The 25747-nt window shown below is 67.5% G+C and carries 24 protein-coding genes; 2 read left to right on the forward strand and 22 right to left on the reverse strand.

The features are described from left to right. Nucleotides 1-16: 16 nt before the first annotated feature. From FHX60_RS16630 to FHX60_RS16705, 16 genes are all read right to left on the reverse strand, one after another. A complete protein-coding gene (locus FHX60_RS16630) occupies nucleotides 17-790 on the reverse strand; it encodes a metallophosphoesterase (protein WP_112773605.1) in 774 nt (257 codons plus the stop codon). 210 nt (nucleotides 791-1000) lie between these two features. Then, a complete protein-coding gene (locus FHX60_RS16635; protein WP_112773604.1) occupies nucleotides 1001-1975 on the reverse strand; it encodes a type II secretion system F family protein in 975 nt (324 codons plus the stop codon). Nucleotides 1976-2050: 75 nt separating this feature from the next. Then, nucleotides 2051-3028, reverse strand: coding sequence for a type II secretion system F family protein (locus FHX60_RS16640; RefSeq protein WP_116602458.1), 978 nt, complete (start codon nucleotides 3026-3028; stop codon nucleotides 2051-2053). Nucleotides 3029-3073: 45 nt separating this feature from the next. Then, nucleotides 3074-4444 carry a TadA family conjugal transfer-associated ATPase gene (locus tag FHX60_RS16645; RefSeq protein ID WP_112773602.1) on the reverse strand — a complete coding sequence of 457 codons (1371 nt, stop codon included), beginning with the start codon at nucleotides 4442-4444 and terminating at the stop codon, nucleotides 3074-3076. Between the two features lie 59 nt (nucleotides 4445-4503). Continuing rightward, the gene (locus FHX60_RS16650) at nucleotides 4504-5697 is read right to left on the reverse strand and encodes a CpaE/TadZ family protein (RefSeq protein WP_183283958.1); all 1194 of its coding nucleotides are present in this window, start codon (nucleotides 5695-5697) and stop codon (nucleotides 4504-4506) included. 23 nt (nucleotides 5698-5720) lie between these two features. After that, nucleotides 5721-6179 (reverse strand): TadE/TadG family type IV pilus assembly protein, encoded by a 459-nt coding sequence (locus FHX60_RS16655; protein WP_112773601.1) that lies wholly within the window; start codon nucleotides 6177-6179, stop codon nucleotides 5721-5723. Then, the gene (locus FHX60_RS16660) at nucleotides 6176-6685 is read right to left on the reverse strand and encodes a TadE/TadG family type IV pilus assembly protein (RefSeq protein WP_183283959.1); all 510 of its coding nucleotides are present in this window, start codon (nucleotides 6683-6685) and stop codon (nucleotides 6176-6178) included. The genes FHX60_RS16655 and FHX60_RS16660 overlap by 4 nt, the downstream gene beginning before the upstream one ends. Before the next feature lie 9 nt (nucleotides 6686-6694). Then, on the reverse strand, nucleotides 6695-7951 hold the full coding sequence (locus FHX60_RS16665) for a pilus assembly protein TadG-related protein (RefSeq protein ID WP_112773599.1): 1257 nt from the start codon (nucleotides 7949-7951) through the stop codon (nucleotides 6695-6697). 24 nt (nucleotides 7952-7975) lie between these two features. Beyond that, on the reverse strand, nucleotides 7976-8314 hold the full coding sequence (locus FHX60_RS16670; RefSeq protein ID WP_112773598.1) for a hypothetical protein: 339 nt from the start codon (nucleotides 8312-8314) through the stop codon (nucleotides 7976-7978). Between the two features lie 34 nt (nucleotides 8315-8348). Next, nucleotides 8349-10199 carry a type II and III secretion system protein family protein gene (locus FHX60_RS16675; protein ID WP_183283960.1) on the reverse strand — a complete coding sequence of 617 codons (1851 nt, stop codon included), beginning with the start codon at nucleotides 10197-10199 and terminating at the stop codon, nucleotides 8349-8351. A 66-nt stretch (nucleotides 10200-10265) separates the two neighbouring features. Next, nucleotides 10266-11105 (reverse strand): Flp pilus assembly protein CpaB, encoded by an 840-nt coding sequence (cpaB, locus tag FHX60_RS16680; protein ID WP_112773596.1) that lies wholly within the window; start codon nucleotides 11103-11105, stop codon nucleotides 10266-10268. A gap of 44 nt (nucleotides 11106-11149) precedes the next feature. Continuing rightward, complete coding sequence (locus tag FHX60_RS16685) at nucleotides 11150-12571, reverse strand: DUF8689 domain-containing protein (protein ID WP_183283961.1); 1422 nt, start codon at nucleotides 12569-12571, stop codon at nucleotides 11150-11152. Nucleotides 12572-12648: 77 nt separating this feature from the next. Continuing rightward, nucleotides 12649-13182 (reverse strand): A24 family peptidase, encoded by a 534-nt coding sequence (locus FHX60_RS16690; RefSeq protein ID WP_183283962.1) that lies wholly within the window; start codon nucleotides 13180-13182, stop codon nucleotides 12649-12651. Between the two features lie 69 nt (nucleotides 13183-13251). Continuing rightward, entirely contained in the window at nucleotides 13252-13425 is a 174-nt protein-coding gene (locus FHX60_RS16695; RefSeq protein WP_183283963.1) for a Flp family type IVb pilin, read from the reverse strand. Nucleotides 13426-13509: 84 nt separating this feature from the next. Continuing rightward, a complete protein-coding gene (locus FHX60_RS16700) occupies nucleotides 13510-13719 on the reverse strand; it encodes a Flp family type IVb pilin (protein WP_183283964.1) in 210 nt (69 codons plus the stop codon). Between the two features lie 1306 nt (nucleotides 13720-15025). Further along, on the reverse strand, nucleotides 15026-16495 hold the full coding sequence (locus FHX60_RS16705) for a hypothetical protein (protein ID WP_183283965.1): 1470 nt from the start codon (nucleotides 16493-16495) through the stop codon (nucleotides 15026-15028). A 759-nt stretch (nucleotides 16496-17254) separates the two neighbouring features. Between FHX60_RS16705 and FHX60_RS16710 the strand changes: the two genes are divergently transcribed. Beyond that, the gene (locus FHX60_RS16710; protein WP_183283966.1) at nucleotides 17255-18277 is read left to right on the forward strand and encodes a glycosyltransferase family 2 protein; all 1023 of its coding nucleotides are present in this window, start codon (nucleotides 17255-17257) and stop codon (nucleotides 18275-18277) included. A gap of 30 nt (nucleotides 18278-18307) precedes the next feature. Here FHX60_RS16710 and FHX60_RS16715 read toward each other — a convergent pair whose 3' ends face one another. From FHX60_RS16715 to FHX60_RS16730, 4 genes are all read right to left on the reverse strand, one after another. Continuing rightward, the gene (locus tag FHX60_RS16715; protein ID WP_183283967.1) at nucleotides 18308-18697 is read right to left on the reverse strand and encodes a GtrA family protein; all 390 of its coding nucleotides are present in this window, start codon (nucleotides 18695-18697) and stop codon (nucleotides 18308-18310) included. Beyond that, nucleotides 18694-19428, reverse strand: coding sequence for a class I SAM-dependent methyltransferase (locus tag FHX60_RS16720; RefSeq protein WP_183283968.1), 735 nt, complete (start codon nucleotides 19426-19428; stop codon nucleotides 18694-18696). The genes FHX60_RS16715 and FHX60_RS16720 overlap by 4 nt, the downstream gene beginning before the upstream one ends. 32 nt (nucleotides 19429-19460) lie before the next feature. Then, a complete protein-coding gene (locus FHX60_RS16725) occupies nucleotides 19461-20837 on the reverse strand; it encodes a sigma-54 dependent transcriptional regulator (protein ID WP_112773588.1) in 1377 nt (458 codons plus the stop codon). A gap of 1138 nt (nucleotides 20838-21975) precedes the next feature. Next, nucleotides 21976-22944 carry a LysR substrate-binding domain-containing protein gene (locus FHX60_RS16730; RefSeq protein ID WP_112773587.1) on the reverse strand — a complete coding sequence of 323 codons (969 nt, stop codon included), beginning with the start codon at nucleotides 22942-22944 and terminating at the stop codon, nucleotides 21976-21978. 81 nt (nucleotides 22945-23025) lie between these two features. Here FHX60_RS16730 and FHX60_RS16735 point away from each other — a divergent pair, with 81 nt between their 5' ends. After that, nucleotides 23026-24324 carry an MFS transporter gene (locus FHX60_RS16735; protein WP_183283969.1) on the forward strand — a complete coding sequence of 433 codons (1299 nt, stop codon included), beginning with the start codon at nucleotides 23026-23028 and terminating at the stop codon, nucleotides 24322-24324. Between the two features lie 16 nt (nucleotides 24325-24340). Here the strand turns inward: FHX60_RS16735 and FHX60_RS16740 are convergent, their stop codons facing one another. After that, a complete protein-coding gene (locus FHX60_RS16740) occupies nucleotides 24341-24844 on the reverse strand; it encodes a TPM domain-containing protein (protein ID WP_092308092.1) in 504 nt (167 codons plus the stop codon). A gap of 20 nt (nucleotides 24845-24864) precedes the next feature. Beyond that, nucleotides 24865-25734: a TPM domain-containing protein gene (locus tag FHX60_RS16745; protein WP_183283970.1), complete on the reverse strand. Its 870-nt coding sequence runs from the start codon at nucleotides 25732-25734 to the stop codon at nucleotides 24865-24867. Nucleotides 25735-25747 lie beyond the last annotated feature (13 nt).

Below are 25747 nucleotides of genomic sequence, written 5' to 3' on the forward strand. Positions count from 1 at the left end.
CGCGGGCCGGGTTGCGTCAGACTTCGACCACGCAGCACCAGTCGAAGGACTTGTTCTCCAGCTCGCCGGTACGGCGGCTGACATAGCCGCGCGGGTTGCACACCACGCGTGAGTTGTCGACACAGTAGTCGAAGCTGGTATGGGTATGGCCGTGGATCCACAGGTCTGCCTGCGCCACCAGGTCGGGGCGGCGCGACAGGAAACCGCCGGAGACCAGGTCGTGCGAGAAGCGCGGATCCAGGCTGCCGAGGTCCGGGCCGTGGTGCGTGACCACGACCGTCTTGCCGGCGTAGGGCAGCGCCAGCTGCGCCTGCAGCCAGTCAGAGGCGGCCAGGTGGCGTGCCAGTGCATCCTGCGGCGTGAACTGGCGCATGTGGCCGTCATCGCCGCGGATCTCGATCAGCCGGTGGTCGTACATTGCTTTCGCGCACGCCTGCATCGCCTCGTCGCGCCGGTCGGTGCCGAACAGCGTGTAGTCGGTCCACCACGTCGTGCCGATGACGCGCACGCCGTCGAATTCCGCCACCTCGCCATTGAGCAGGTGCACCCGGGGATGCGCTGCGGCGGCCTCGGCCATCTGCTGGTCCACGGTGTCGAAATTGCTCTCGTAGTACTCGTGGTTGCCCGGCACGTAGACCACCGGCTGGCTGAACGTGCCGATGGCCCAGTCGATGCCGTCGCGGCCGTTGGCGATGTCGCCGGCCAGTATTACGAGGTCGGCGTCGCAAGCGGGTACGGACTGCGGCAGGTTGTGTTCGATGTGGAGGTCGCTCAGGATGCGTAGCTTCATCGGAACTCCAGGCGGGTAGGGCGCACTGCAAGGACTCGGCGCCGGCAGGGGGATTGCCTGCATTCTTCAGAAGCAAGACCGTCCGGTCAAGCCCCGAGACCTGCCCGGCAAAGCAAAAAAGCCCGGAACCTGGGTTCCGGGCAAGTGACTGTCTTGCCGGCATTGCACCGGGAGACAGCCGGGGGAAACTGTCGCGGTTTCCCGGGGGATTTATCCTCCTTGTCCTGCCATGGTTGGCAGCAGCACGCGATAGATCTGGATGAAGGCCGGCCCGAGCAACACCAGCAGCAATGACGGGAAGATGGTGAAGATCAGCGGGAACAGCAGCTTCAGCGCAATCTTGGCGGCCTTCTCCTCGGCACGCATGCGCCGCTTGGTGCGCAGCATGTCGGACAGCACGCGCAGCGACTCGCCCAGGCTGGTGCCGAAGCGGTCGGCCTGGACCAGCATCGACGCGAACTTGTCGACGTCCTCCACGCCGGTGCGCAGCGACAGGTTGGTCAGGGCCTTTTCCTTCGAGAAGCCGGAGCGCAGTTCCAGCAGCATCAGTTGCAGTTCATCGGCCAGCACCGGGCAGCGCAGCGCCAGTTCGTCGGCCACGCGCATCAGCGCCGCGTCCAGGCCGAGGCCGGCTTCGACGCAAACGGTCAGCAGGTCGATCACGTCGGGGAATTCTTCGAACACCGTGCGCTGGCGTTGGGAAACCTTGCGCGCCAGTACCAGATTCGGCAGGTAATAGCCGATGGCGCCCAGCACCGCCAGCAGCACGAACATCAGCTGCTGGCTCTGCTGCCCGGGCTGGCTGCTGACCGCCAGCAGTCCAAGCATGGGCAGGCCGACGGCCAGTATGGTCTTGGCGCCGAAGTACAGCGGCGCGGCGCTGGCACTGCGCCAGCCGGCATTCATGAAGCGCACGCGCAGCTGCGAGTTCTCCCAGCCTTCCTTGGGCAGCGACAGCCGCGACACCGGCTGCGCCCACTTCACCAGCTTTTCGATCAGCGCCTGCTGCCGGCCCTGCTCAGGCTGGAACGAGCCCGCCTGGCCGGCGATCTGTTCGGCCCGCCCGCGCAGCCGGTGGGGCGAGAACACATGGAGCACGCCCAGCACCGTGCCGAACGCCGCCACGAAGATCAGCGCGAGCACGATCATCTGGTCGCCCTGGAACCCCTGGATAATTTCTTGCATGATGGACTCCCGTCAGTATGGCTGTCCAAGCCCTGCTTCTTCTGGCACTGCACTGAGCTGGCCGCGGCCGGCGCGTCAGACCCGGATCCGGATGATCTTGCGCATCCACAGCACGCCGAAGCTCATCGACACCAGCGCTCCGCCGATCATGCGCAAGCCCAGCGGGTCTTCCCACAGCACATTCATAAAGCCCGGATTGACCACCAGGATCAGGCCCGCGGTGCAGAAGGGCAGTAGTCCCAGCACCCAGGCAGACATCTTGCCTTCGGCCGACAGCACGCGGATCTTGTCGAACAGCTTCAGGCGCTCGCGCACCATGGTGCCGATCGTGTCGAGGATCTCGGCGAGGTTGCCGCCGCTTTCGCGCTGGATCAGTACCGCGATGACAAAGTAGCGCAGGTCGGCCACCGGCACGCGCATGGCCAGGTTGGTCATGGCTTCATCCAGCGCCACGCCGTAGTTGATCTCTTCGAAGGTGGTGCGGAACTCGGGCCCGATCGGCGCCTTCATTTCCTGCCCGACCATGCTGAGCGCGCCGCTGAACGAGTGCCCGGCGCGCAGGGCGCGGCTGATCATGTCGACCGCATCCGGCAGTTGTGCCTCAAGCTGCTTGAGCCGTTTGCTGCGCAGGCGCACCACATGCAGCACCGGCAGCATGGCGGTCAGCAGCGCGCCGAGCATCACCAGGGAAGCCGGTACCGGCAACAGCGGAATCAGCGCGACCGTGCACAACACCACCATCGCGCAGTAGCCCAGCAACTGCGCCACGGACCAGGTGCTGCCGGACTGCTCGAGCCAGCGGTCGAGCGCGCCGATGCGCGGCATGCGCATCAGCCACTGCTGCAGGCGCGGCGAGTCGGCCAGCATGCGCTTCTTCAGGATCGAGAGCTGCTCGGCGCCGACGTGCCCGCCGGCCGACAGCGCCCGCAGCCGCGCTTCGATACGCTTGGCGGCGGGACCGTGGGCATTGTTCCACCACAGGTAGATGCCCTCGACGCAGAGCACCACGGCGACGAACAGCAGGATGCCGAAGGCGTAGAAGATCGTGCTCATGTGTTTCTCCCCCGGATGGATCGTATTGGTATGGGCCCTGGCAGGTCAGACTTCGAAGCGCTTGGCCGGGTCGTAGGTCTCGTCCGGCAGCCCCACCCCGAACACGCGCAGCCGTTCGGCAAACTTGGGATATACCCCGGTGGCGCGGAAGTTGCCGCGTACGGTGCCGTCCTTGTCGACCCCGGTGCGCTGGAAGGTAAAGATCTCCTGCATGTTGATGATGTCCCCCTCCATGCCGGTGATCTCCTGGATGCTGATGATCTTGCGGCGGCCATCGGTCATACGCGCGGCCTGCACGATCACCGTGATGGCCGACGCGATCTGCTGCCGCATGGCCTTGGCCGGCATGGTCAAGCCCGCCATGCTGACCATATTCTCCAGCCGCGTCAGCGCGTCGCGCGGCGTGTTGGCGTGGATGGTGGTCAGCGAGCCTTCATGGCCGGTGTTCATCGCGTTGAGCATGTCCAGTGCCTCGCCGCCGCGCACTTCGCCCAGGATGATGCGGTCCGGGCGCATGCGCAGTGCATTGCGCACCAGTGCACGCTGGGTGATCTCGCCCTTGCCTTCGATGTTGGGCGGGCGCGTTTCCAGCCGCAGCACGTGCGGCTGGCGCAGCTGCAGTTCCGCGGCGTCTTCGATCGTGACCACGCGCTCGTCTTCCGGGATAAAGCCGGACAGGATGTTCAGCAGCGTGGTCTTGCCGCTGCCGGTGCCGCCGGACACCAGCACGTTGACCTTGGCCTGCGACAGCGCCTGCAGCAGCTGCGCCATCGGCGGCGTCAGGCTGCGCAGGTTGACCAGATCGGCCACCTGCAGCGGATTGACGGCAAAGCGGCGGATCGACAGCAGCGGCCCGTCGATGGCGGAGGGCGGGATGATGGCGTTGACGCGCGAGCCGTCGGGCAGCCGCGCGTCGACCATCGGGCTGGTCTCGTCGATGCGGCGCCCCACGCGCGACACGATCTTCTCGATCACCTTCATCAGGTGCGCGTCGTCGTAGAACAGGACGTCGGTCAGCTCCAGCTTGCCGCGCCGTTCCACGTAGGTCTGGCGTGCAGTGTTGACCAGGATGTCGGATACCGTCGGGTCCTTCAGCAGCGGCTCGAGCGGGCCGAAGCCGAACATCTCGTCGTAGATCTCGACGGTCAGCTGGCGGCGTTCGTTGTCGTTGAGCAGCACCTTCTGTTCGTCGACGATCAGGTTGACCAGCGCGGTGATCTCCTGGCGCACCTGTTCCTGCGGATAGCGCGCCAGCCGCTCCAGTTCGACGCGGTCGAGCACGGTTTCGTGCACGTCGCGCTTGAGCTGATGGTAGCCGCCCGATACGGAGGCTGCCGAGGTCGCAAACTGGATCGCAGCGTGACCGTTGACGGTGAAGGCAGGCTCGGCATTGGCCAGTTGTTCTCGGATCGACATGATGGACTCCTCGTTAGCGGGTGCGGGTGACCGTGGCCGGTGGGCTGCAATCGGTGAAATCAGGTGCTCTTCGCGCGCAGCATCAGCCGGCGCAGCGGCGATGCGGTTTCGGTGCGGCTGCGCCGCTCGGCCCCGGCCGGCGTGCAGAGCTGCGTGGCCATCGCCTGCAGCGCGCGCGTCATGGCGCTGCGCCGGCTCAGCTTGGCCACCGGCTCGCCGTGGCTGATGGCCTCGTCCACCGCGGCCGGGTCGTCGGGCAGCGTGAACGCGGCCTTCATGCCGAAGATCTCTTCCATGGTCGCGCGCGGCATCTCGTGCTTGCGGCCGGTGCGGTTGAGCACCAGGCGGACCTTGTCGGCGGAGTAGTGCAGGGCGCTCAGGATATCGAGCAGCCTGCGTCCCGGACGGCCGAAGGAGATGGCGGGTTCGGCCACCACGCAGATGCGGTCGCTGTGGTCCAGCACCCCGATCGACAGCGGGTCGATGCTCTGGCCCAGGTCGAAGATCACGAAGTCGTAGGCCGGCTGCACCACCGAGAGGATCCACTCCAGCTTGTCCTTCTGGATCTGGCTGGCCTTGACCGGGTCGGACGCGCCCGCCAGCATGTCGAAGCCGTTGTCGACGTGCACCAGGCAGGCCTCGAGGAAGGCGCTGTCCATGCGGTCGATCTGGCTGCAGATTTCGGGCAGCGTCGAGGGCGGGATCTTGTCGGTGACGATATAGGTCAGGTCGCCGAAGTGCCGGTTCAGGTCGACCACCAGCACGCGCTTGCCAAGGTGCCGCGCCAGCGCGTCGCCCAGGTTTGCCGCGATGAAGCTGGTGCCGGAGCCGCCCTTGCACGAGATCACGGAAATCACCTGCCCGTTGTCCTGCGCGCGCGGTACGTGGGTGGCTTCCACGCGCCTGAGCGCCTCGGCCAGCTGCGCCTTGTCCAGCGGCCATGGCAGGACGTCGCGGATACCGGCGCGCATCGCCTTGATCAGCACCTCCGAGCTGGGCGCCGGCGTGACCAGGATGCACGGCAACTCGGGATGCTGCTGGCGCAGCAACTCGACCGCCTGCATTTGCTGAGCGCCCATGACGGGCAGCTCCAGTATCAGCAGGTCGGCCATGCGCAACCGGCTGGCATGCATGGGAAAGCGGCCCAGTCCCTCTTGCAGCGTCAGGACCTGGAAGTTGCCCACCGCGGCGCTGACCCGGTGGATTTCGGCCAGCCGCTCGGCGTCTTCGGAAACGATCAGAATTCTGAGCATGGTGTGCTCCTGGTTCATGCGCGCTAGTTGCAGATCTTGCCGCCGGTGGAAGAGTCGAGGCTCTCCCGCGGCAACGTGGTCGAGAACGGGGGCAGCGACAACGTGATCGGCACCACCGGAATAAAGGTCTTGACGGTGACGTCGGCTACGCTGACGGTGACCGAGCGGCAGGAACTGCGCGCCGAGTCGTCGTCGGCGTCGCAACCGCTGGGTTCGAACGCGACCTGGATATTGCTGGCCTTCAGCAAGGGCATCAGATGCGTCATCCGGTCCTTGATGGCGGTATCGGTGACGTCGCAGACCACCGCGATGCGTGCCCCCAGCCGGGTGGCTTCGCCGGCGGTGTTCCAGTAAAACAGCACGCGTGAGAATTCGGCAATGCCGATCAGCAGCATGAAGAAGATGCTGGCCACCAGGGCGAACTCGATGGCGGCTGCGCCGGTCTGGCGCGAACGCAGGCGCGGGGCACGGATCGGAGTCATAGCACCTGCCTCATTACCGTTGTGATGTCGGAGAACGCCAGCGCCCCCACATTGAGGTAGCTCTGCATGGGCGAGTAGGTAAAGCCCGCGATCTTCACGGCCACCAGGTTGATGGTCCCCGCCGGCGTGCCGGAGCTGCCGCCGCCTTCGTAGATGGCGACGTTGGCAAATTGCTTGCCGGCGCAGCCGCTCGAATCGACGCGGTCGCACACCACCACCATCGATGTGCTGAGGCCTTTCACCAGCGCCGTGCCGCCGCAGGTGGTCTTGCCATAGACGGCGATGCACTTGGCCTGGTCCAGCGGGTAGTTGGGCTCACTGGGCGCATACTGCGACAGGAAGCGTGCCGCGTCACGCGTGGCCTTGGCCAGGGCGTTGTACTGGTAGATGGCGCGCCCGAACTCCGCCACGCCGGTCACCAGCATCAGCAAGGGCACCAGGACCAGCGCGAACTCCACGGCGACCGCGCCGCGTCGATTGCACCTGCGTTGCCAGCGTTGCTTCATGATCGGCTCCTATTGCACCAAGACCGGCACACGAGGACCGTTGCCCGTACTGGATCCGGGCACGCCCTGGGTCGCGCACGGGCTGGTGGGATCCTTTGAATCGCCGAGATACTCGATATAGGTCACATCCTTGACGCTCGGATCCTGCATCGGCTGCACCAACAGCATGCAGGCCCAGGAGTCCACCGTCGCTTGCTTGGTGGATGCCAGGTCATTGCAGTTCACCACCGGTACCTGTACCAGCCTGCGGTCGGCGCCGGCCTGGTGGACCGCCGTGGTCGACGGCTTGCCTTTGGTCGACAACCCACTGTTCGCGTCGGTCTGGTACGGCTCGTTGACGGCGCGCTTCTGGATGAAGTCCGGGTAGGCGTTGCCGCCGTTCGGCGGATTCCATGTCGTGACGCTGTAGGCATAGCCCGCGAAATCCGGCGTGCCATTCTCGGGCCCCTTGTAGGAGCCGCTGTAGATGCCGAAGCGGGTATTCCACGCCGGGATCAGCGACGAGATACTGCCTGGCTGGCCGACCTTGGCGCCCACGACCGACAGGTCGCACTGTCCGGAGCCGGCGAGCAGTTCCGCCAGCTCGGAAGCACCGCCGCCGGGAGGCGTAAGGTCAGCCCAGCCAAAGCTGCCCGGGCCGTAGGGATCCTTCTCGTCCTTGGACTTGATCCAGTCGCCCCGGTTGTAGGCCGTCCTGACCGGGTTGGCCGTTTGCGGCGTGCAGATGTAGACCGGGATGGCGCACGCGGTCTGCGCGCTGGTGGTGGTGGCGACCGCCATGGCATTGACGGTGCTCGGCTGGATATTCATCCCTGGCAGCGCATTGAGTACCTGGATAAACCAGTGCGTGATTCCAGTGCGCTCGGCCGTGCATTTCACGTACTTCACCTTGTCGAGCGCGTAGGGCACCTCGCTCTTGGGGTAGAAGTTGTTGTCAGGCGTATCGCTGTAGGTGACGTTGAGGTTCTCGAACATCTCCACGGCCTTGCCCTGGAACAAGGCCGCGTTACTCGTGCCGGTGGTGAGGCCGGCCGCTTCGGACACCAGCAGCGGCGTGGCGCCGGTGACGTCGCGCGCCGCCGCCAGCGCGCAGGCATCGACGCTGTTCTGCAGCTCGCTCTTGGTCACGTAGAGCTTGCCCAGGTCGAGCGCCAGCCCGACGAAGCCGATCAGCACGGCCAGCGACAGCCCGACGATGATGGCCACTGCGCCGCGCTGGCGCTTGCGCCGCGTCAGCCTGGGTCGTGCGATGCCCGATGTAGACATGATGGCCTCCCCCGGTTCCGGTGTTCAGCGGCTGCCGCCGCCACCCATGCCCACGCCGCCATAGCCGCCGGCGCCGAAATCGATGGTCATGGAAGGCGAGCCGCCTTGCTGGCCTTTCGACAGCGAACGGTCGAAGTTCTTCATCGCCGCCACGGCGGTCTTGCCGTCGGTGCCGGTGACGGTCGGCAGGCCGGCCGGCGCGTCGGGGTTGATGATCTGCATCTGCGTGACGGTGGCCAGCGCCACGCCGCGCTGGCCGTCCCATACGGGTGTAGTCGTCATGCAGCCCGACAGGCCCAGGCAGGCCAGGCCGCCGAGCACTACGACGGTGGCACCGCGCGAAAGCTTCAGGGTCTTGTTCATGGTCGTTCTCCGGTTCTGCGGTTGGCGCGGCGGGTCAGTTGCCGCCCGATGCGGTGCGGCCGGCTCCGGCCGCGGCCCTGGCTTGCGCCAGCCGGGCGGCGGTCGCCTCGATGCGGGCGATGCGCGCGGCGGTGTCTTCGGCGGGTGCCGGCGCCACCGCGCTGCTGCGCGCGGGAGCCGCGGGCGTGGGCAGCGACGGTCGCGGGCCCGTTGCCGACGCGGCCGGCGCCGGCTCGTCCAGCGGCCTGCCGTTCGGCACCGCTGAAACCGCGGTGGCAGGCGCGCCTTCGCTGCGCGGTGCCGCCGGTGGTGCGGCGGGCACCGCGGCCGGCGCGGCGGGCTGCGACGGCGCCGGGGCGGGTTGGGTCGGACGCTTGCCGTCGCCTTCCATATTGCCCATGAAGTACAGCGACAGCGGGTTGGGCGTGGAGAAGCTGTCGGTCGGCAGCGGGTAGTTGCTGGTCTGCATCGGCTTGACCAGGCGCGGCGTGATGATGAACACCAGCTCGGACAGGTCCTGCTGGTATTGCGTGCTGCGGAACAGCGTGCCCAGCACCGGCACTTCGCCGGCGCCCGGCAGCGCCTTGAGCGAGCCGCGCGCGCTGTCGGTCAGCAGGCCGCCGATGGCGAAGCTCTCGCCGTCGCGCATCTGCACCGTGGTGGAGGCGCGGCGGGTGGTAATGACCGGCAGCACGGTCTGGCCCGACAGCGTGCCGCCACGGATGGTGGCGCCGGTCGGCGACAGTTCGGACACTTCCGGCGCCACCTTCAAATGGATGCGGCCGTTGGCTAGCACCGTGGGCGTAAACTTCAGGCCCACGCCGAACTCTTCTTCCTGCAGCGTGACGGTGCCGGCCCCGTTCAGCACGTTGGCCTGAGCTACCGGAATAAAGATCTTGCCGCCGGCGAGGAAGCTCGCTTCCTGGCCGCTGATGGTGACCAGGTTCGGTTCGGCCAGGATCTTCACCAGCGCATCATTTTTCTGCGCGTCGATGGCAAACTCGAACGGCCGGTTGTTGGCCTTGCTGCCGAAGATGGCCGTCGATGCGCCGGTCAGCAACGACGTCACCAGGCCGCCGCTCCAGGAGCCGAAGCCGCCCTGCAGGTTCACCGCGGAACCGAGCTGGTTCAGCAGCGTCTTGGAGACCTCGGCCACCTTCACTTCCAGCATCACCTGCTGCGGCGTGTCGACCGACAGCATGTTCAGCACGCTGCCTTTCTTGTTGCCGTCGCCGCCCTGCGCCGCATTGGCGTAGGCCTGCGCGATCTCCATGGCCTGCTGTGCCGCCTGCGCGTTGGTGACACTGCCGGTCAACACGAGATTGTCGGCGGCCGTGGTCACGCGAATGCCGGGCTCGCCTGGCAGCAGCTGGCCGAGCGAGGTCTGCAGCCCGCCGGCATCGGCGTTGACCACCACGTTGATGATGCTGCAGCTGCCGCTGCGGCCCTGCACGATCATGTTGGTGGTGCCCACGGTGCGGCCCAGCACATAGAGCGTCTGCGGCGACACCATGGTGGCCTGCACCACGTTCGGGTTGCCCAGGGTACGGTTTCGTACCGGCTCCTGCAGGTTGATCAGTTGCGACTTGCCGACCGGAACCACCACGCTCGACTCACTGCGGATGGCGCCGGTGCAGTTGGGACCGCGCGCTTCCGCGGAAGGCGCGGCCGGGGCCTGCGCGGCCGGCGCTGCGGCGCCGGGCGTCATGCTGATGGTCATCTGCATCGGGCCCTGCGGCGCCTTGGCGGCGGCCGGTGCGGTGGCCTTGGTCAGGTTGCCTGCCTCGACCGCGGCCTGCGCCGCGGCGGCCAGAGGCGTGCAGAGGATGGCGGCCAGCACCAGGATACGGGTGCTGCCTGCGGCGTCGGATCGTGTCTGGTTCATTTTGAATCTCCCCCCGGAGAGGCTGTGTTGCAGCTCAGAATTCGTTCAATGCCATGGTGCCGGCGCTCAGAAGCACTCGACGCCGCCCTGCATGCCAGCCAGTACGCCGATGCAGTTGCCGCGTGCGGGGGCTGCCGCCACCGTGCGCGTCTTGACCACGGTGCGGGTCTCGGTCTTGGTCACGACCTTGGCCGGCGCCTCCGGTGCCTTGCCCAGCAGCGTGCCCTTGGTGGCGCCGCCGGTGCTGATGTCGGCCACGTCCATCTGGTTGCGCAGCACCAGCGAGAGCGTGCCCACGCTGCGCGCCACATCGAGCTTCTCTGCCTGGTCGGGCGTGACTTCGAGCGTCACGGCGTTGACTACCTTGGGCTGGGTTTCGTCGCGGCTGACCTGCTGCGCGACCGCCAGCACCAGGATCTTTTCGAGCACGATCTTCGAGATGCTGCTGTTCTGGTTGGTCTTCGCTTCTTCATTGGTGTTGACGATCACGTCGACGTAGTTGCCCGGCAGCGCGAAGCCGGCCACGCCGACCACGTCATTGACGCGGACCGTGATGGCGCGCTTGCCGTCGTTGATCACCGCCGACAGCCCGCCCTTGGTGCCGACCGGCGCCAGCTTGGCGTCGAGAATGGGTTCGCCGCGCTGCAGGCTGGTGCGGACCACGCGACCCTCCAGCGCCTTCGCGTCAGTGAATGCCCCCGGCGGCACGCTGCCCGCCGGCCAGCTGACCAGGCGCAGCTGGCCGCCGTTGAGCGGCTGGCCCAGATTGAGGTCGTTGGCGGCGACCACGACTTGCTTGACGGAGCCTGACGACTGCTGGACCAGCCATCGCGACGCCGACACCACCGCCGCCACGCCGGCGACGAGCGCGACCAGCAGCATCAGGATTGCACGTGTGTTCTTCATGATGACTCTCCCCTACAGTTGTCCCGAATCTTCGGTAGTGCAGTTCAGCTGGCGGCGCGGTGATCGTCCGCCCATCGGTGGGTGGCGGCGCCCAGGTGCGGCAACGGTTCGGCCGAGGTGCGCAGTCCGTAGTAGTTCTGCCATGCGGACAGCAGGCCGGCCTCGGTGACTTGCGTGGCCTGGCCGTGGTAACGCACGCCGGAATCCACCAGACGCAGCAGGTCCCGCGGAATGCACGCCAGCAGCGGCGTATCGCTGGCGTAGTGCAGGCTGCCCACCAGGAAATCGAACACCGTGTCGGTGCTGGTCAGCCCGAAATCGGCGGCGGTACGGTGATAGACCTCGCGATAATCGTCCACCGACAGCGGCCCCACGTAGAGCTTGCTGCCCAGCCGGCGCAGGAAGGCATCGTCATCCAGCGCCGCGGGTTCCAGATTGGTCGAGAACACCGGCCAGACGTCGAACGGCACCGAGAAGCGCACGCCCGTGTGCAGCGTGAACATGTCGATGGACCGGTCCAGCGGCACGATCCAGCGGTTGAGCAGGTCGGCGACTCCCACCAGCTGCCGGCCCAGGTCATCGACGATGTAGATGCCGTTGTTGGCCTTCATGTGCGGGGGCGCCTGGTAGAAGCCCGAGGTCCGGTCGTAGCGCAGGTCCAGCATCGACAGCGTCAGCTCGCCGCCGGAAAGCACCACCGGACGGTGGCACAGGGTCCAGCGGCGATCGAGCGAGCGGTGCGCCAGCGAGGCTTCGCTGTCGTTGCAGGGCACATGGACCAGCGGGTCGAACACCTGGATGATCTCGCCGGCTACCGTAATGGCGTGCGGCACCGGTACAGCGCCGGGCAGCAGCGCGCCCAGGCGTTGCGCCAGGTAGGTCTTGCCGCTGCCGGCCGGGCCGTAGATCATCAGCGCGCTGCAAGTGTTCAGCGCCATGCCGATCGAGTCCAGCAGATGGACCGGGATCACCAGGTCGTGGAAGGCCGCGGTGACGTCCGCCTTGGTCACGCTGGCGTGGCTGACGGAATGGTGCTTGACCGCATCGAGGTAGGCATCCAGCGTGACCGGCGCGGTGCCGACATAGCTGCAGCGCGCCGCGGCTTCGGCCGCGCGGGCATAGCCGGCGTCGGTCAGGCGGAACCGCACGTCGAGGTCGCTGGCGCCGCGGTGCGCAATCTCCAGCAGGCGCTCGCGCACGGCGACGGCGGCAATCTCATTGACCACCACCGCCGGCAGCTTGAGCGTGTCGGTCAGTACCGCCAGCGTGACGGTGCGGTGCTGGTACGCGGCCTTCATCAGCAGCCCGAGCAATTGCGCCACCTCCAGCCCGGTGTCGGCGATCGTGCGCGGCAGCACGTGCCACGGCGGCAGCGGCGGCGTGCCATGCTCGGCACGGACATTCCTGCCGGTCGCCACGGGCTCCAGGAGCCGTGGTGCGTGACCTGTGTCGTGATGCTCGTTCATTGCGTCCCCCGTTCCATGATCAGTGTGTTCTCAATGCCGAAGGCTCCGGCTGCTGGCGGTGCGCCGCGTGGCTCGCGTCATGTGCCTGCGAAAAGCATGGTCAGGGTTCCCGCGGCAATCGCTACGCCGTAGGGCATGGAGCCGGCGGACGCGGTGGCCTGGGACGGCGCGGACCGGGCGCCTGGCGTCACGGAGGCTTTCAGCATGTGTCCCACGCGGGCGAGGGTGGTGCGCCCCTGGCCGGTCGCAAACACCTGGATCAGCGCCCACAGCCCGCCGATCACGAAGGTGGCCAGCGCGATCTTCAGTGCCATGCCGGCGCCCAGCCAGGCGCCCACTGCGGCCATCAGCTTGACGTCGCCGGCCGCCATGCCGCGCAGCAGGTAGAGGGGCAGGAACAGCACCAGGCCCACCAGCCAGCCCGACAGCCACGCCAGCGCGCCGGCCGCCACGCCGTGCACGGCCGCCATCACGGGCAGCGCGGCGATCCAGGCGCCGAAGGTCAGCCAGTTGGGGATGCGCCGCCGGTTCAGGTCGATGGCCGCGGCGGCGAGCACGATGCCGATCGTGGCGGGGCCGATGAAGGGCGCGATGGCGGTGGCGGCTTGCATGGTGATGGGCGCTGGCGCTTGGTTGTTGTCAGGTATGGGCGGGCTGGATGCGGATCCGGATAGAGTCCCTCAGGGCATCTTTCCGGCGATGCGCTCGTACATGCCTTGCACGGTCTCGCCGAGCGTCACCACGGAGCCGAAGATGGCCATGGCGATCAGGCTGCCGAGCAACGCGTATTCGATGGACGTGACACCGTCGTCGTCGCGCAGAAAGTCTGTTGACATGGCGAGGAGCTTCGACATTTGGCGTCTCCAGTGTCGAGTTGCTTGGATGTGCCTGCCGCATGGCGGCCCGGAGCCGGGCCGCCATGCGCGCGTTGCCAACTATCAGGCGCCTCCGCCAGCGCCAGCGCCAGGCAGGGCGTTTTGTAGGGTGTCGCCGATGAAGTCGAAGATGATGTTCAGGTTGGTGCCGATCAGGCGGACCGAAACGATGATCACAACGGCGATGAGCGCGGCAATCAGGCCGTATTCGATGGCGGTCACGCCGTCTTCGTCACGGATGAATTGCTTGAACATGGTGGTCAGGTTTTGCATGACAAACTCCTTGGGTTGGGAACAAGCACTGCAGGACTACGGAACTGCGATAGGGCCTGGGATGGCACCGGATATCAGCGCCGGGAAACCCGGCAGCAGGGCGGGGCGCAGATTGCGCACGCATGGAACGGCCACCGGCCGGGGCCGCCGTGCTCGATGCGCGGGTTGCGTGACTGCAGCCGGCGTAGCGCCGACGCATGCATGCACCGCGCGGCATGCTGTACGTGGCCCGAGCGCGCCATGCAGCGGAACGGCGCGCTGCCGCTGCCCCTGGCGGCGGCAGCGTGGCCGGAATTCCGGTGTGGCATTGCAGGTTGGCGCACGACTGGCATGGTGAAGCTCCCCGTATCGTTCTTGGTTTCGATGGCGGCGATCGTTGCGCCGGCATCGCGGCAACCAGGACTGCGCTGCCGGACGCCTGACATAGGCAAACGGCGGGCCAGGGTCGCGCAAACCTTTGTCCCGCAAGGGTTTGCGGGTGGCGCTGCGCGCTCGGTGCGGGGCTGGCGGGCCTGCAGGCGGCGTTCCGGCGGGGCTTCGTTGCTGGGTGGAAACGCGGGACTCGCAAGCCCATTCCAGCGCACGCTACGCATGTCCTAGATCGCGCAGCATGCGTATCGACGCGGGGTTGACGAAAAGAACGAGCCGCTTCATCCGAAAGCATGAGGCGGTGTCCGGGCCACGGGCTGGTGTTCGCCGCAGCCGGTCGACTTCGTGCCATCCCTGGGGCCTTTTGCCGGTGCGGGCCAGACTGACGGATGAGGGCGCCTGCCGCAGGAGCTGCGTTTCCGGATAGAAACGTTGCGAACGCGAGCCGGCGTGCGAGAGCGCTGGCAGCGGCCCCGGACATATCCCGGAAACCCTTGTGTGGCGCGCCTTGCAGCCATAAGCGGCGGCGTGATTCAGCTTAGATACATGGGGCACGAAAGTGCGCTTCCGCGTTGTCATGGCAGGCGCGCGCGAAGGCGGCTGCCATCCTGTGCATGGGGAAACGCAGCGTGGCAAAGCCTGCGTTCATGCCGCCACGTGCCGTGGCGGCGCCTGCCGGACGCGCGTTCGAAGGGTTGGCCAGGCGTTGCGATGCTTGCTCGCAAGGACCAAAAGCGGGAAGCGGCGGAGGCAGCGCGCTACGGCTGACGTGCCGCAGGGCTGCGGGAGTTGCGGTATGCGGACGGTGGCAGCGGCAGGGCGCGCGCGGCGGTTCCAGGCAGCGCTGCGGCGCGCAGGCATTGAGCCATGGCTCGCCTAGGCGGGGCCATGCAGCCCGGGTCAGCCGGAGACGCGAACAGGCGTGCTGGCGGCGCCCCTAGCGTTCGCGGACATAGGCGACGGCAACGTCATCCTCATGCACTTTTCGCCAGCCGGGCAGGCCATGGATCCACTTTGATGCAGGACTCGCGGGTTCCAGAACCGCCCACCTGATCTGGTATTCGTCGAACATGGCCTGCAGCACTTCGGCGTCGCCAGAATACGCCTTCATATACCTTCGCACGAAGGCGTCGCCGTAGAGGTCGGCGCGGCCGTCGATGAGTGGGGGAATGCCGGAGAAGATCAGATAGCCGCCGAAGTTGTAGCTGTTGAAGACCGGCCCTGCTCCGCCCGCCGCCATGGCCGCGCTGACGGCCTCGCGGGGCTGGATGCGCCGATGATCGTGCTGGATGCCCCGCGCAAGCAAGACGATGCTGGACATGAACAGTGCCAGGCATAACGCGGTAAGGGTGCGAAGCACCGGTGGCGACAGGCGCAGCCGGATCTCCGGACGGATCGCCGCGCGCAGCTGGGGACCAACGCTGGGCATCAGCAGCAGCGGGGCCAGCAGCCCAAGCAGTTCGGCGTAGCGCGCCGCGATCAGGGCCAGGTGGACCAGCCCGAAGCACATCATGATCCGCATCGCTGGCAGGCGGAAGCCGAAGTAGAGCGCGCCGAACAGCACAAAGCCCAGCCATAGCTCGATCGGCTGGACCAGCCGGAAATCCGGTGCCTTCCACTCGCCGATGACGCTGAGCGTATAGCTCATGCCGGAGACGTGGAAAGGAAAGAGCAGGCCATCCACGCCGTGCGGTGTCATCAGGCCCGCGACGACCGTGCCTGCGACGAAGGGCGCCCATGCCTTCGCGCTCTGGACCGGTTGCTTCTCGGTGAGAACGGCTTCGGCGGCGAGGGCGACCGCCAGCCCGATGCCGAGCAGGAAACTGCCATGCAGGTTGGCCCAGGCCAGCATGACGAGCAGCACCCAAAGGCTGGGCCGCTTGCCTTGCTCGCGTGCCAGGACCAGGTGGGCGGTCCAGATCACCATCAGCGGCCAGGCCATGGCGTGGGGGCGGGCAACCAGGTGCTGGGCCAGCGTGAGGAAGGTGAGCAGGGTCCCGCTGAACGCGTGCAAGGGCTCGATATAGCGCAGCAGGAACCGTAACAGCACGGTCAGCGTGATGGTGGCCGCCAGTGCGGTGACCAGCACCGGCCCGGCCCAGCCGAGCCAGGCATGGGAGGCCGCAAGAATGACTTCGGCCAGCCATTCATGTGGCACCCACTTGGCGCCGTGAAACGAGAAGGAGAATGGATCGGTGGCCGGCACGGCCAGGTTGGCAAGCATCCATTTGCCGGCGGCGATATGCCACAGCGTATCGGCATCCACCAGCAGGCGGGAGCCGGCAAAGGAGAGGAGCGCGAATATGCTGAGCCCATAGAGCGCTGGCCAGAACCACGGCTGTCTGGCGCACTGCTGCAGCATGCTGTCCGTGCCGGTTTCCCCGACCCAGGTGGTATTGGTTTTCATGGCGTCTCGCGATGGCTACGATGCTGGCCCGTTTTGACGATCCGGCGCGCGCTTCCCCAATGCGGCCCGCGGGCGCGTTGCCTGATTGCAAGGAGTGCGCCATTGCCGGAAAGGCCCAGGTTCTACGCGGTTTTCCAGGCCCGGTGCGCGGCGGCGGCCCGGTTCGATGGCGACGGACCCCGGCCGTCGTTTCCACTTCGAATCGTGCTTAATTTCTGGTTGAACGATGGCCTGTGAACGGAGACTGGCGAGGTGCCGCTGGTTCTGCGCCGAAAGGATGAGCCGGATCACGCCGCACCCCGTGCCTTTGGCGGAGCCGGCCGCGAAAAGCTGCGGCCTGGCCATGACGGAGCGGACTTCGCCCGGCACGCGTCGGCCGGCGCACCGCGTTTCAGGGGAGAAACGCGGACGAGGGCGCTGGGAGGCGAGTCTTCGCCCGAGAGCCGCCGGAATCCAGACGCCGGGCGGGCGCATGGCCGCACCGGTGGTGATTCAACCGGGAAACGCTCATACAAGGTGGATTTGCGCGCCTGGACAGCGATCTCCGTGGTGCTTGTATATCCCTGGTCGGCTGACCAGAATGAAGCGAATGCACCGATGCGTCGCCGCTGCATTTTCGACAGCAACGCGGCCGACAGCAGGGCGCGGCAGGACGGGCACCGCATGACATGCAGTGCCATCCGGCGGCCGCGCCGATAACAAGACCATGCGCAGGGCACGACGCCGTCCACCTGCGCCACGCCTTCCGGGGAGAGCATCATGTCGGGTCCATACGAAAGCAGGCTGCTGTCTCTGGTGGTGCCCTGCTACAACGAGTCCGAAAGCATCGGCAGATTCTTCAACGGCGTGATTCCGGTGCTGGAGTCGATCGACGCGATCCGCTTCGAGATCGTGCTGGTGAATGACGGCAGCACCGACGACACGCTGGAACAGCTGATCGACCATTCGCACCGCGATCCGCGCGTGCGCGTGGTGGACCTGACGCGGAACTTCGGCAAGGAGGCGGCGCTGACGGCAGGGCTCGACGAGGCCCTGGGCGATGCGGTGATTCCCATCGACGCCGACCTGCAGGATCCGCCCTCACTGATTCCCGAACTGGTCAGGCGCTGGCGCGAAGGCGCCGAGGTGGTGCTGGCGCAGCGCAGCAGCCGCGCCTGCGATTCGTGGCTCAAGCGCGTGACCGCGGGGGCGTACTACCGCGTCCACAACAAGCTGTCGGACCAGAAGCTGCCGGTGAATGTGGGCGATTTCCGGCTGATGGACCGGGTCGTCATCAACGCGCTCAAGCAGATGCCGGAGCGTCGGCGCTTCATGAAAGGCCTGTTCGCCTGGGTCGGCTACCGCACCGTGATCGTGCCCTATGAACGCGAGCCGCGCAGCGCCGGGCACTCCAAATTCTCCGGCTGGCGGCTGTGGAATTTCGCGCTCGAGGGCATCACCAGCTTCAGCACCATGCCGCTGCGCAGCTGGACTTATATCGGCGTGGCGATCGCGCTGGGGGCATTCGGCTACGGCGCGTTTATCGTGGCGCGCACGCTGGTGCTGGGCATCGATGTCCCGGGCTATGCCTCGCTGCTGTCGGCGCTGCTGTTTCTCGGCGGCATTCAGCTGATCGGCCTGGGCGTGGTCGGCGAATATGTCGGCCGCATCTACGACGAGGCCAAGGGCCGGCCGATCTACCTGGTGCGGCGGCGCTACCAGGAGACCGGGCAGAGCAGGAGCCTGGCGTCGGGACGGCGCGTGATCCGGATCGACCGCGGGCAAGTCAGCAACGGCCGCTGAAGCATGCTGCCGCCTGGACCCCGCCGCGAATCAGTCGCGGTAGGTCCAGGCCCGGTGCAGCAGGTAGGTGAGCATCGGCACAGTCAGCACCACACCCGCCAGGCCTGCCCAATAGCTGGCCCCGAGCCGCTGCGCGGTCCACGAAATACCCACGGTCAGCGCCAGCCCCAGCAGCGAGACGCCGGCAAAGCGCCCCAGGGTGCGATGGCGCAAGCGCGACGAGAAACTCCACAGGGTATTGAGCAAGTACGAGCACACCGTGGCGGAAACGAAGGCGATGCCGTTGGCCGCCACGGGCGAGGCGTCGAGCACGCTCACCAGCGTCGCAGTGATGGCGACATGCACGCCGGTCGAAGTGGCGCCGGAAACCAGGAACCGCGTGAACTGGCGCAGCCCGGGCGCAGTGCCGCTGGCGTTCACGATGCGCGCAGCACGGCCATCAGCGAAATGCCGAACGGCAGCGACCCGCGCGCGAGCCAGTGGCGCTCGGTGCGGAACACGCGGTGCAGCGCGCCGTTGACCGGTGCGGGCGGTAGGCCGGCGCCGGTGGCGTGGCGGCTGCCGCGCAAACGGTCGCCGATGCGCGCGGCGACCGCGAGCGGGAACAGCATGGTGTTGAAGTACGACGTCCGTTCCACGCGCAGGCCGCAGCGGCTGGCCAGCGCGTGCAGCGAACCCCTGCTGTAGCGGCGCTGGTGATGCAGGAAGACGTCGTGCGCGCTCCATAGCCACTGGTAGGCGGGCACGGTGATTAAGACCGCGCCGCCCGCCTTCAGCAGCCTGGCCGCGCAGTCAAGCGAGCCGGCATCGTCGGCGATGTGCTCGAGGCAGTCGAGCAGGCAGACCAGGTCGAAGCTGCGCTCGGCGAACGGCATCTGGTCGGGGCACTTGCCGTGGCGCAGATCGTAGGCGTCACCGGTTTTTTCTCGTGCCAGGCGCAGCGCGGTGCCGTCCATTTCCACCGCGCTGACCTTGCCGAACTGCGACAGCATCGCCAGGTTGCCGCCGGTGCCAGCGCCGATCTCGAGGATCGACGCGTGGCGCGGCAAGGCCAGGCCGGAGAGGATGGTGGCGACGATCTCGCGCCGGCCGCGGAACCACCAGTGGCTGGCTTCGGTGTCGGCCATCTCGAGGTAGGCGTCAGGGGACATGGGGCGATCCTTTAATGGGAAGCGTCGCGGTGTTAGCCCTGCACGCAGATCAATCCCAGATCTCCCTTCTTCACCTGCAGCTTGTAGTCGCGCATCAGCCGGAACAGCGTCACCCGCGAAATGCCGAGCTCGGCGGCCACGTCGATCAGCCGTTCATGGTGCCGCTGCAGCGCTTCGACGATGGCGTTCTGCTCGGCGGCCTCGCGGATCGCGGCCAGCGTCTGCGGGCGGTCGTCGGCCGGCGCGGCAAGCTCCAGATCGTCCGGCTGGATCACGCCGTCCTCGCACATCGCCGCGGCGTGGCGGATGCGGTTGATCAGCTCGCGCACATTGCCGGGCCAGGTGTGCAGCTGGATCGCGCGCAGCGCCATCGGCGAGAAGCCGCGGATGCGCGCCGGCGACTGCTTGCGCACGGTGTCCAGCACATGTTCGGCGATCAGCAGGATGTCGCTGCCGCGCTCGCGCAGCGGGGGCTGGCGCACGCGCAGCACGCACAGCCGGTGGTACAGGTCGCCGCGGAAGCGCTCGGCGGCGATCGCGGCTTCCAGGTCGACGTGGGTGGCGGAGATGATGCGCACATCCACCTCGACCGACTCGGTGCCGCCCAGCCGCTCGATGCGTCCGGTCTCCAAGAAGCGCAGCAGGCTGGTCTGGCTTTCGATCGGCATGTCGCCGATTTCATCGAGGAACAGCGTGCCGCCCTGCGCCATCTCGATGCGGCCCGGCTTGCGCTTGGTGGCGCCGGTAAAGGCGCCGCGCTCGTAGCCGAACAGCTCGGACATCAGCAGCGTGGGCGGGATCGCCGCGCAGTTGACCGCGATGAAGGGACGCGAGGCCCGCGCCGAGGCGCGGTGGATGGCCTGGGCGGCGAGTTCCTTGCCGGTGCCGGACTCGCCCGAGATCAGCACCGGCGTATCCCAGCGCGACACCTTCTCGATGCCGCGGAACAGCGACTGCATCGCCGGGCAGCTGCCGATCATGCCATCGGGGCGGGCCGTGCGCGGGGCCTCATGCTGCGCGCCGGGCCGCAGCCCGGCCATGCCGAGCGCATGGCCCAGGGCCTCGGCCAGGCGCGGGTGTTCCAGCGGGGCGGTGTGGTAGTCGACGAAATACAGGCCGAGCAGCCGGCGCGCGGTCTCGCTCAGCGCGTGCTGGCCGGCGACGATGCCGATCCAGCCGATATTCCGCTGCGCCAGCCAGGGTTCAAAGGTTTCCAGTTCGGCATCGCCGAAGCCGCCTTGCAGGTCGAGCAGCGCGGCGAGCGGCTGGCTGCCTGGGGGCAGGGCCTGCAGATCCTGCAGGTTCGACGCGAAGCTGAGTTTCCAGCCACGCTGGGCGAACAGCCGGCACAGCGAGGCGTCATGGTGTTGCGACAGATACAGCAGCGGGCGGTTGGCGTACGCGCTCATGAGATTTCCCCGGATTCTTGTTTTTTGCGGAACTGGCGGCCGGCATGGCCGGCCGCTCGCTCCGTTGGCTCTAAGGCTTGCACCGGCCGCATCGTGGCGATGCCGCGCGGCGCGCTCCCCAATTTCTGTTGTTTCACCCCGTTCTGCTGCCCGCGGGACGCCGCATTGAACGGCTTGCCGCGGGATTCAGGTGGCACGGACCGCTTGCTTGCGCTCGCGGCCCGTGTTCCTGAATGACCTCCGCTTTATCTTGTCGGCGCCCAATGTCATGGCGGGTGCCGATGCGGGCCAGTTCCTGCCGCGTGGCCCCCGCTTACAGCGCCAGTCCAATTCCCGCCCTGGGTTGCGGGGTCGTCCTGAAACTGATCCTCGGCGAACGCGTGCCAGTATGTTTGCCGCTGTCGTTTCAGACTTCCCCTTTGTTCCGGGCTTCTGTTCGCGCCGACATATCTGCGACGAATGTGCCATGGCTGGCTAAGTCATTGAAAAGAAAGGAAACGCGAGGTTTTGAACGCCGCACCGCCGGGGGCGCGCGAGACAAAACGTTCCGCTCTTGTTACGCGGGGCACCATTCAAGTGTTGCGCCGCAAAAGATCTTGAGCAGGGAAAGGGACGTATCGGGCACCGCCTCGCAGCCAACGGTGGACGACGAGGCATTTCTCGCGCGCCATCCCCATCTGAAGGAGGGAATGCAAAATTTGAAACGCTCGTCACGGAGGGCTCAGATACTGCACTTCACCACTCCTCAAAACAGTTTCATTTCCGTTACAAGGATTTGAAGTGCATACATCTTCCGCTGACATTTGGCGACACTGCGGACCTCAGCCTTTTGGTGCCGCACGCATCCCGGAAGCGGCGGCGGGATGGAGACAACCGGCGCGTTGACAGGCCTTCGCACGAATCGCGGCCGCACGCCTCAGCCGGTTCTCATCTGTTTGGATGGGGCGTGCAGGATTTCCAGCGCGGCTGGCACGCTGGTCAAAGTGGTTGCATCCATGAAACCCGGACACCGTGGCAACGAGGTGACTATGCCGTGGAATGGCCGGTGGCCCTGGGCTCGGGGTGGGCGCCAAGCCCTTGATTTCGCTGGCCTAGACGAAAATGATTCGTATTGCCAACATCGCCGCACCAATTGATTTCACGGATGAAACTGCGCGGCATGGCCGGGGGCGGTGGCATCCGCTTGCGCGCCTTCCTGCCGCACCTGTTCCTGCAGCCAGGCATGGAACTGCTGGATCGCTTTCTCGCGCGGGTTGCCTTCGCGCCAGGTGACCCAGTAGTGCAGGCTCGAAGGGATCCGGGTAGGCCCGATCTGTACCAGCTCGCCGCTGGCCAAATAGTCGTGCGCCAGCTGCGCGCGCGCCGTGGCCACGCCCAGCCCGGCCACGGCGGACTGCAGCATCAGCCCGGCGTCCTGGAAGATCGGGCCGCGCTCCGGTTCGTCGCCGGGCAGTCCGGCGGCTTCGAGCCAGTCGCGCCAGGGGCGCAGGGCAAAGCGCAGCATCGGCATGCGCGGCACGTCGGCCAGCGTAAAGCCCGGGTAGCGCGCCAGCAGCGCCGGGCTGGCTACCGCGATCACATGGTCTTCGATCAGGTTGTGGCACTCGAAGCCGGGCAGGTCGATGCGCTGGTGCCAGATCCCGACATCGACGCTGTACGGGTCGGGCGGCGTGATTTCCGCATGCAGCCGCAGGTGCAGGTCCAGCGACGGCACCTGGGCGTGCAGGCTGGGCAGGCGCCGGATCAGCCAGGCGTTGGCCAGGTCGGCCATCACGCTGACCTGCAGCCGGATCACCGGCGGACCGGCGCTGTTGCCGGCCTCGCGCAGCGCGCTTTCGATGTCGTCGAGGGCGCCGCGTACCTGTTCGGCCAGCCGCGCACCCACGCTGGTAGGCGCCATCTGGCTGCCGCTGCGCTGGAACAGCTTGGTGCCGAGGCTGGTTTCCAGCGCGCGGACATGGTGGCTGATGGCGCTGTGGGTCAGGGCCAGTTCCTCGGCCGCGCGCGAGAAGCTGCGATGGCGCGCGGCGGCCTCCAGTGCACGCAGCGCTTGCAGCGGCGGCAGGTGGACGGGGCGTTGGGCGGTTCTGGCGGGGGATTTGGCCATGGCCGTCAAATTCTACTCACAATTGCCGCGGGTATCTTTCGTTGGCTTTGCACCGGGATGGGGAAGACAATGCAGGCCATCATGACGACTTCGACTTCAAACTTGTCTTCCGCATCCTCGCAGCGTTCGCACGCGCAACCGGCCGGCGGTGCCGCGGCCAGTGCCCGCTGGCGCGTGCTGGCCGTGTTCTCGCTGGGCTTCCTGGTGTCCTATGTCTTCCGCGGCGTCAACCTGGGCTTCGCGCCGCACCTGACGCGCGAGCTCGGCCTCAATGCCGGCGACCTGGGCCTGCTCACCAGCTTCTATTTTCTTGGCTTTGCCTGCGCCCAGCTGCCGGCGGGCATCCTGCTGGACCGCTACGGTCCGCGCCGCACCGAAGCGGTAATGCTGCTGGTGGCCGTGGCCGGCTCGCTGGTGTTCGCGCTCGCGCCCGGCATGGCCGGGCTGGCCGCGGGCCGGCTGCTGATCGGCGTGGGCGTGTCGGTGTGCCTGGGCGCCGCCATCCAGGCGCTGTCGATGTGGTTCCCGCTGTCGCGCATGCCCCTGCTCAACGGCGTGGTGATGGCCATCGGCGGACTGGGCGCGGTGCTGGTCGGCACGCCCCTGTCATGGCTGTTGTCGCTGACCGACTGGCGCACCGTCAGCATCGGCCTGGCCGGTGTGTCGCTGGCGATGGCGGCGCTGCTGTGGTTCAGCGCGCCCGACAAGCCTCGCGTCGGCAAGGAAAGCCTGCGCGAGCAGCTGCGCGGCACGCGCCAGATCCTGGGCAGCGAGCGCTTCTGGCGCGTGGTGCCGCTGACGCTGCTCAACCAGGGCGTGTTTCTGGCGGTGCAGACGCTGTGGGTGGGTGCCTTCCTGCGCGATGTGTCCGGCTTCGATGCAGGCACCGGCGCCCGGCTGGTGTCGGTGATCGGCTTTGCCATGATGGCCGGCTGCGTCGGCTCGGGCTGGGCCGCGCGCCACCTGGAGCGCCTGGGCGTGAGCCTCTATGCCTTTGCCGGCGCCGGCATGACCGGCTTTATCGTGGTCCAGCTGCTGCTGATGGCGCAGGTGCCGCTGCCTCCGGTGCTGCTGTGGGCGGCCTATGGCGTGTTCGGCTCCAGCGGCATCCTGACCTACGCGGTGCTGGCGCGCAGCTTTCCCGATGCACTGATCGGCCGCGCCACCACGGCGCTGACACTGACCGTGTTCCTGTCGACCTTTGCCTGCCAGGTGGGCGTCGGCTTCGTGCTGGACCTGTGGCCGGCCACCGGCGGCCATTACCCGAAGGCGGCGCACCTGGCGGCGTGGGCCGGGCTGGTGGGACTGCAGGTGCTGGCAGCGGTGTGGTATGCGCTGGGCGGGCGGCGCGCGCGCCGCGAGGCGGCTGCCGCAAGCTGATCCGGGACGCTCCGGATTACAAAAACACCGGCCGGTCGTCCAACTCGTTCGGGTTATGCCCGCCGTCCGACGGGAAGTGCGTGGCCAGCAAGCCATGGATGCGCGCCACCGTGGCCAGCACCGGCCGCACCGACAGGTCCTGCCTGAGTCCCTGCGCCAGTTCGTCGCACAGTTCGCGCCAGGTGACGGGCCCCACGCTGGCGTCGATGCCGCGGTCGGCCAGCAGCTCGACGGCGTGGTCGGCCAGGTTGATATAGAGCAGCACGCCGGTCTTGTCGGCGGTGTTCCAGACCTCGAGCGCGCCGAACAGGAAGCGCGCGCGCTCGCGCGGCGTGACCCCGGCCCAGGCGTCGCCGACCGGCAGGCTGGCTTCGATCACCACGCGGATCTCGCCGCGGTGGCTGGATTCGCCGGCGTGCACGGCGTGGTGCAGTTGCTGCTGCGCTTCCGGCGGAAAGTGCCTGCGCGCGGTGCCGGCGGTGGTGGCGATATGGTGCAGGGCGCGTTTGAGATGCGGCATGGTTGTCGTTCCTCGTGCTGTCACCAGTTGCCGGACGCGCCGCCGCCGTCGAAGCCGCCGCCGCCCCCGCCGCCAAAGCCACCGAAGCCGCCGCCGCTGTCACCGCCGCCGCCGCCGAAGCCGCCACCCCAGCCGCCGCTGCGCCGGCCCCAGTCGTGCCCGATGGTATAGCCGCCCAGGCCGCCGAGGCCGCCGGCGATCACGTCGCGGCCGCGCCGGCTGGTGACGATCTGCGGCCCGCGCCGGCGCAGGATGGCGCTCAGGAAAAAGAACACGATGATCGCCAGCGGCAGCAGCGCCGGCAGCCATTGGTCCAGTGCCGATGCCTGCTGCGCCTTGCGCTGCGGCGCCGCCAGGCCTTCCTTGTCGATGGTCGCCTGGATCGCCGAGATGCCGGCCGCGAGCCCGCCGTAGAAGTCGTTCTGGCGGAAGTGCGGCGCCATCACGTCCTGCAGGATGCGCTTGGACATGGCGTCGGTCAGCGAGCCCTGCACGCCCCGGCCCACTTCCAGTCGCATCTTGCGCAGACCGGGCGGATTGTCCTTGGCGATCAGCACGATCACGCCGTCGTCGATGCCCTGGCGCCCGGCGCGCCAGGCGTCGGCCACGCGGATGCTGTAGGCGTCGATCGGCTCCGGATCGGTGGTCGGCACCATCAGCACGAAGATCTGGCTGCCGCGCTGCTGCTCGTATTCGGCCAGCACGTTTTCCAGCGCGCCGCGCTGCTGCGGCGTCAGCGTGCCGGTCAGGTCGGTGACCCGCTGGGTCAGCGGCGGCACCGCGACGAAGCCGTCGGCCGCCAGCGCCGGGCCGCTCAGCAGGGCCGCCAGCCACAGCAGGGCAGCGGCCAGCCAGCCGTGCCGGGCGAAGCAACGCCAGGGATGGCGCATCGCTGCCATCTTG

The organism is Cupriavidus alkaliphilus (assembly GCF_014191175.1).
Taxonomy (GTDB): domain Bacteria; phylum Pseudomonadota; class Gammaproteobacteria; order Burkholderiales; family Burkholderiaceae; genus Cupriavidus; species Cupriavidus alkaliphilus.

Coding starts and splice junctions, on each gene's coding strand:
- FHX60_RS16645 (WP_112773602.1), bottom strand. CDS start 4,444: ATGTCGATCCGAGAACAACTGGCCAATGCCGAGCCTGCCTTCACCGTC.
- FHX60_RS16730 (WP_112773587.1), bottom strand. CDS start 22,944: ATGGCCAAATCCCCCGCCAGAACCGCCCAACGCCCCGTCCACCTGCCG.
- cpaB (WP_112773596.1), bottom strand. CDS start 11,105: ATGAAGAACACACGTGCAATCCTGATGCTGCTGGTCGCGCTCGTCGCC.
- FHX60_RS16700 (WP_183283964.1), bottom strand. CDS start 13,719: ATGCAAAACCTGACCACCATGTTCAAGCAATTCATCCGTGACGAAGAC.
- FHX60_RS16705 (WP_183283965.1), bottom strand. CDS start 16,495: ATGAAAACCAATACCACCTGGGTCGGGGAAACCGGCACGGACAGCATG.
- FHX60_RS16670 (WP_112773598.1), bottom strand. CDS start 8,314: ATGAACAAGACCCTGAAGCTTTCGCGCGGTGCCACCGTCGTAGTGCTC.
- FHX60_RS16675 (WP_183283960.1), bottom strand. CDS start 10,199: ATGAACCAGACACGATCCGACGCCGCAGGCAGCACCCGTATCCTGGTG.
- FHX60_RS16710 (WP_183283966.1), top strand. CDS start 17,255: ATGTCGGGTCCATACGAAAGCAGGCTGCTGTCTCTGGTGGTGCCCTGC.
- FHX60_RS16690 (WP_183283962.1), bottom strand. CDS start 13,182: ATGCAAGCCGCCACCGCCATCGCGCCCTTCATCGGCCCCGCCACGATC.
- FHX60_RS16630 (WP_112773605.1), bottom strand. CDS start 790: ATGAAGCTACGCATCCTGAGCGACCTCCACATCGAACACAACCTGCCG.
- FHX60_RS16725 (WP_112773588.1), bottom strand. CDS start 20,837: ATGAGCGCGTACGCCAACCGCCCGCTGCTGTATCTGTCGCAACACCAT.
- FHX60_RS16735 (WP_183283969.1), top strand. CDS start 23,026: ATGACGACTTCGACTTCAAACTTGTCTTCCGCATCCTCGCAGCGTTCG.
- FHX60_RS16665 (WP_112773599.1), bottom strand. CDS start 7,951: ATGTCTACATCGGGCATCGCACGACCCAGGCTGACGCGGCGCAAGCGC.
- FHX60_RS16660 (WP_183283959.1), bottom strand. CDS start 6,685: ATGAAGCAACGCTGGCAACGCAGGTGCAATCGACGCGGCGCGGTCGCC.
- FHX60_RS16655 (WP_112773601.1), bottom strand. CDS start 6,179: ATGACTCCGATCCGTGCCCCGCGCCTGCGTTCGCGCCAGACCGGCGCA.
- FHX60_RS16650 (WP_183283958.1), bottom strand. CDS start 5,697: ATGCTCAGAATTCTGATCGTTTCCGAAGACGCCGAGCGGCTGGCCGAA.
- FHX60_RS16685 (WP_183283961.1), bottom strand. CDS start 12,571: ATGAACGAGCATCACGACACAGGTCACGCACCACGGCTCCTGGAGCCC.
- FHX60_RS16740 (WP_092308092.1), bottom strand. CDS start 24,844: ATGCCGCATCTCAAACGCGCCCTGCACCATATCGCCACCACCGCCGGC.
- FHX60_RS16720 (WP_183283968.1), bottom strand. CDS start 19,428: ATGTCCCCTGACGCCTACCTCGAGATGGCCGACACCGAAGCCAGCCAC.
- FHX60_RS16745 (WP_183283970.1), bottom strand. CDS start 25,734: ATGCGCCATCCCTGGCGTTGCTTCGCCCGGCACGGCTGGCTGGCCGCT.
- FHX60_RS16635 (WP_112773604.1), bottom strand. CDS start 1,975: ATGCAAGAAATTATCCAGGGGTTCCAGGGCGACCAGATGATCGTGCTC.
- FHX60_RS16695 (WP_183283963.1), bottom strand. CDS start 13,425: ATGTCGAAGCTCCTCGCCATGTCAACAGACTTTCTGCGCGACGACGAC.
- FHX60_RS16640 (WP_116602458.1), bottom strand. CDS start 3,028: ATGAGCACGATCTTCTACGCCTTCGGCATCCTGCTGTTCGTCGCCGTG.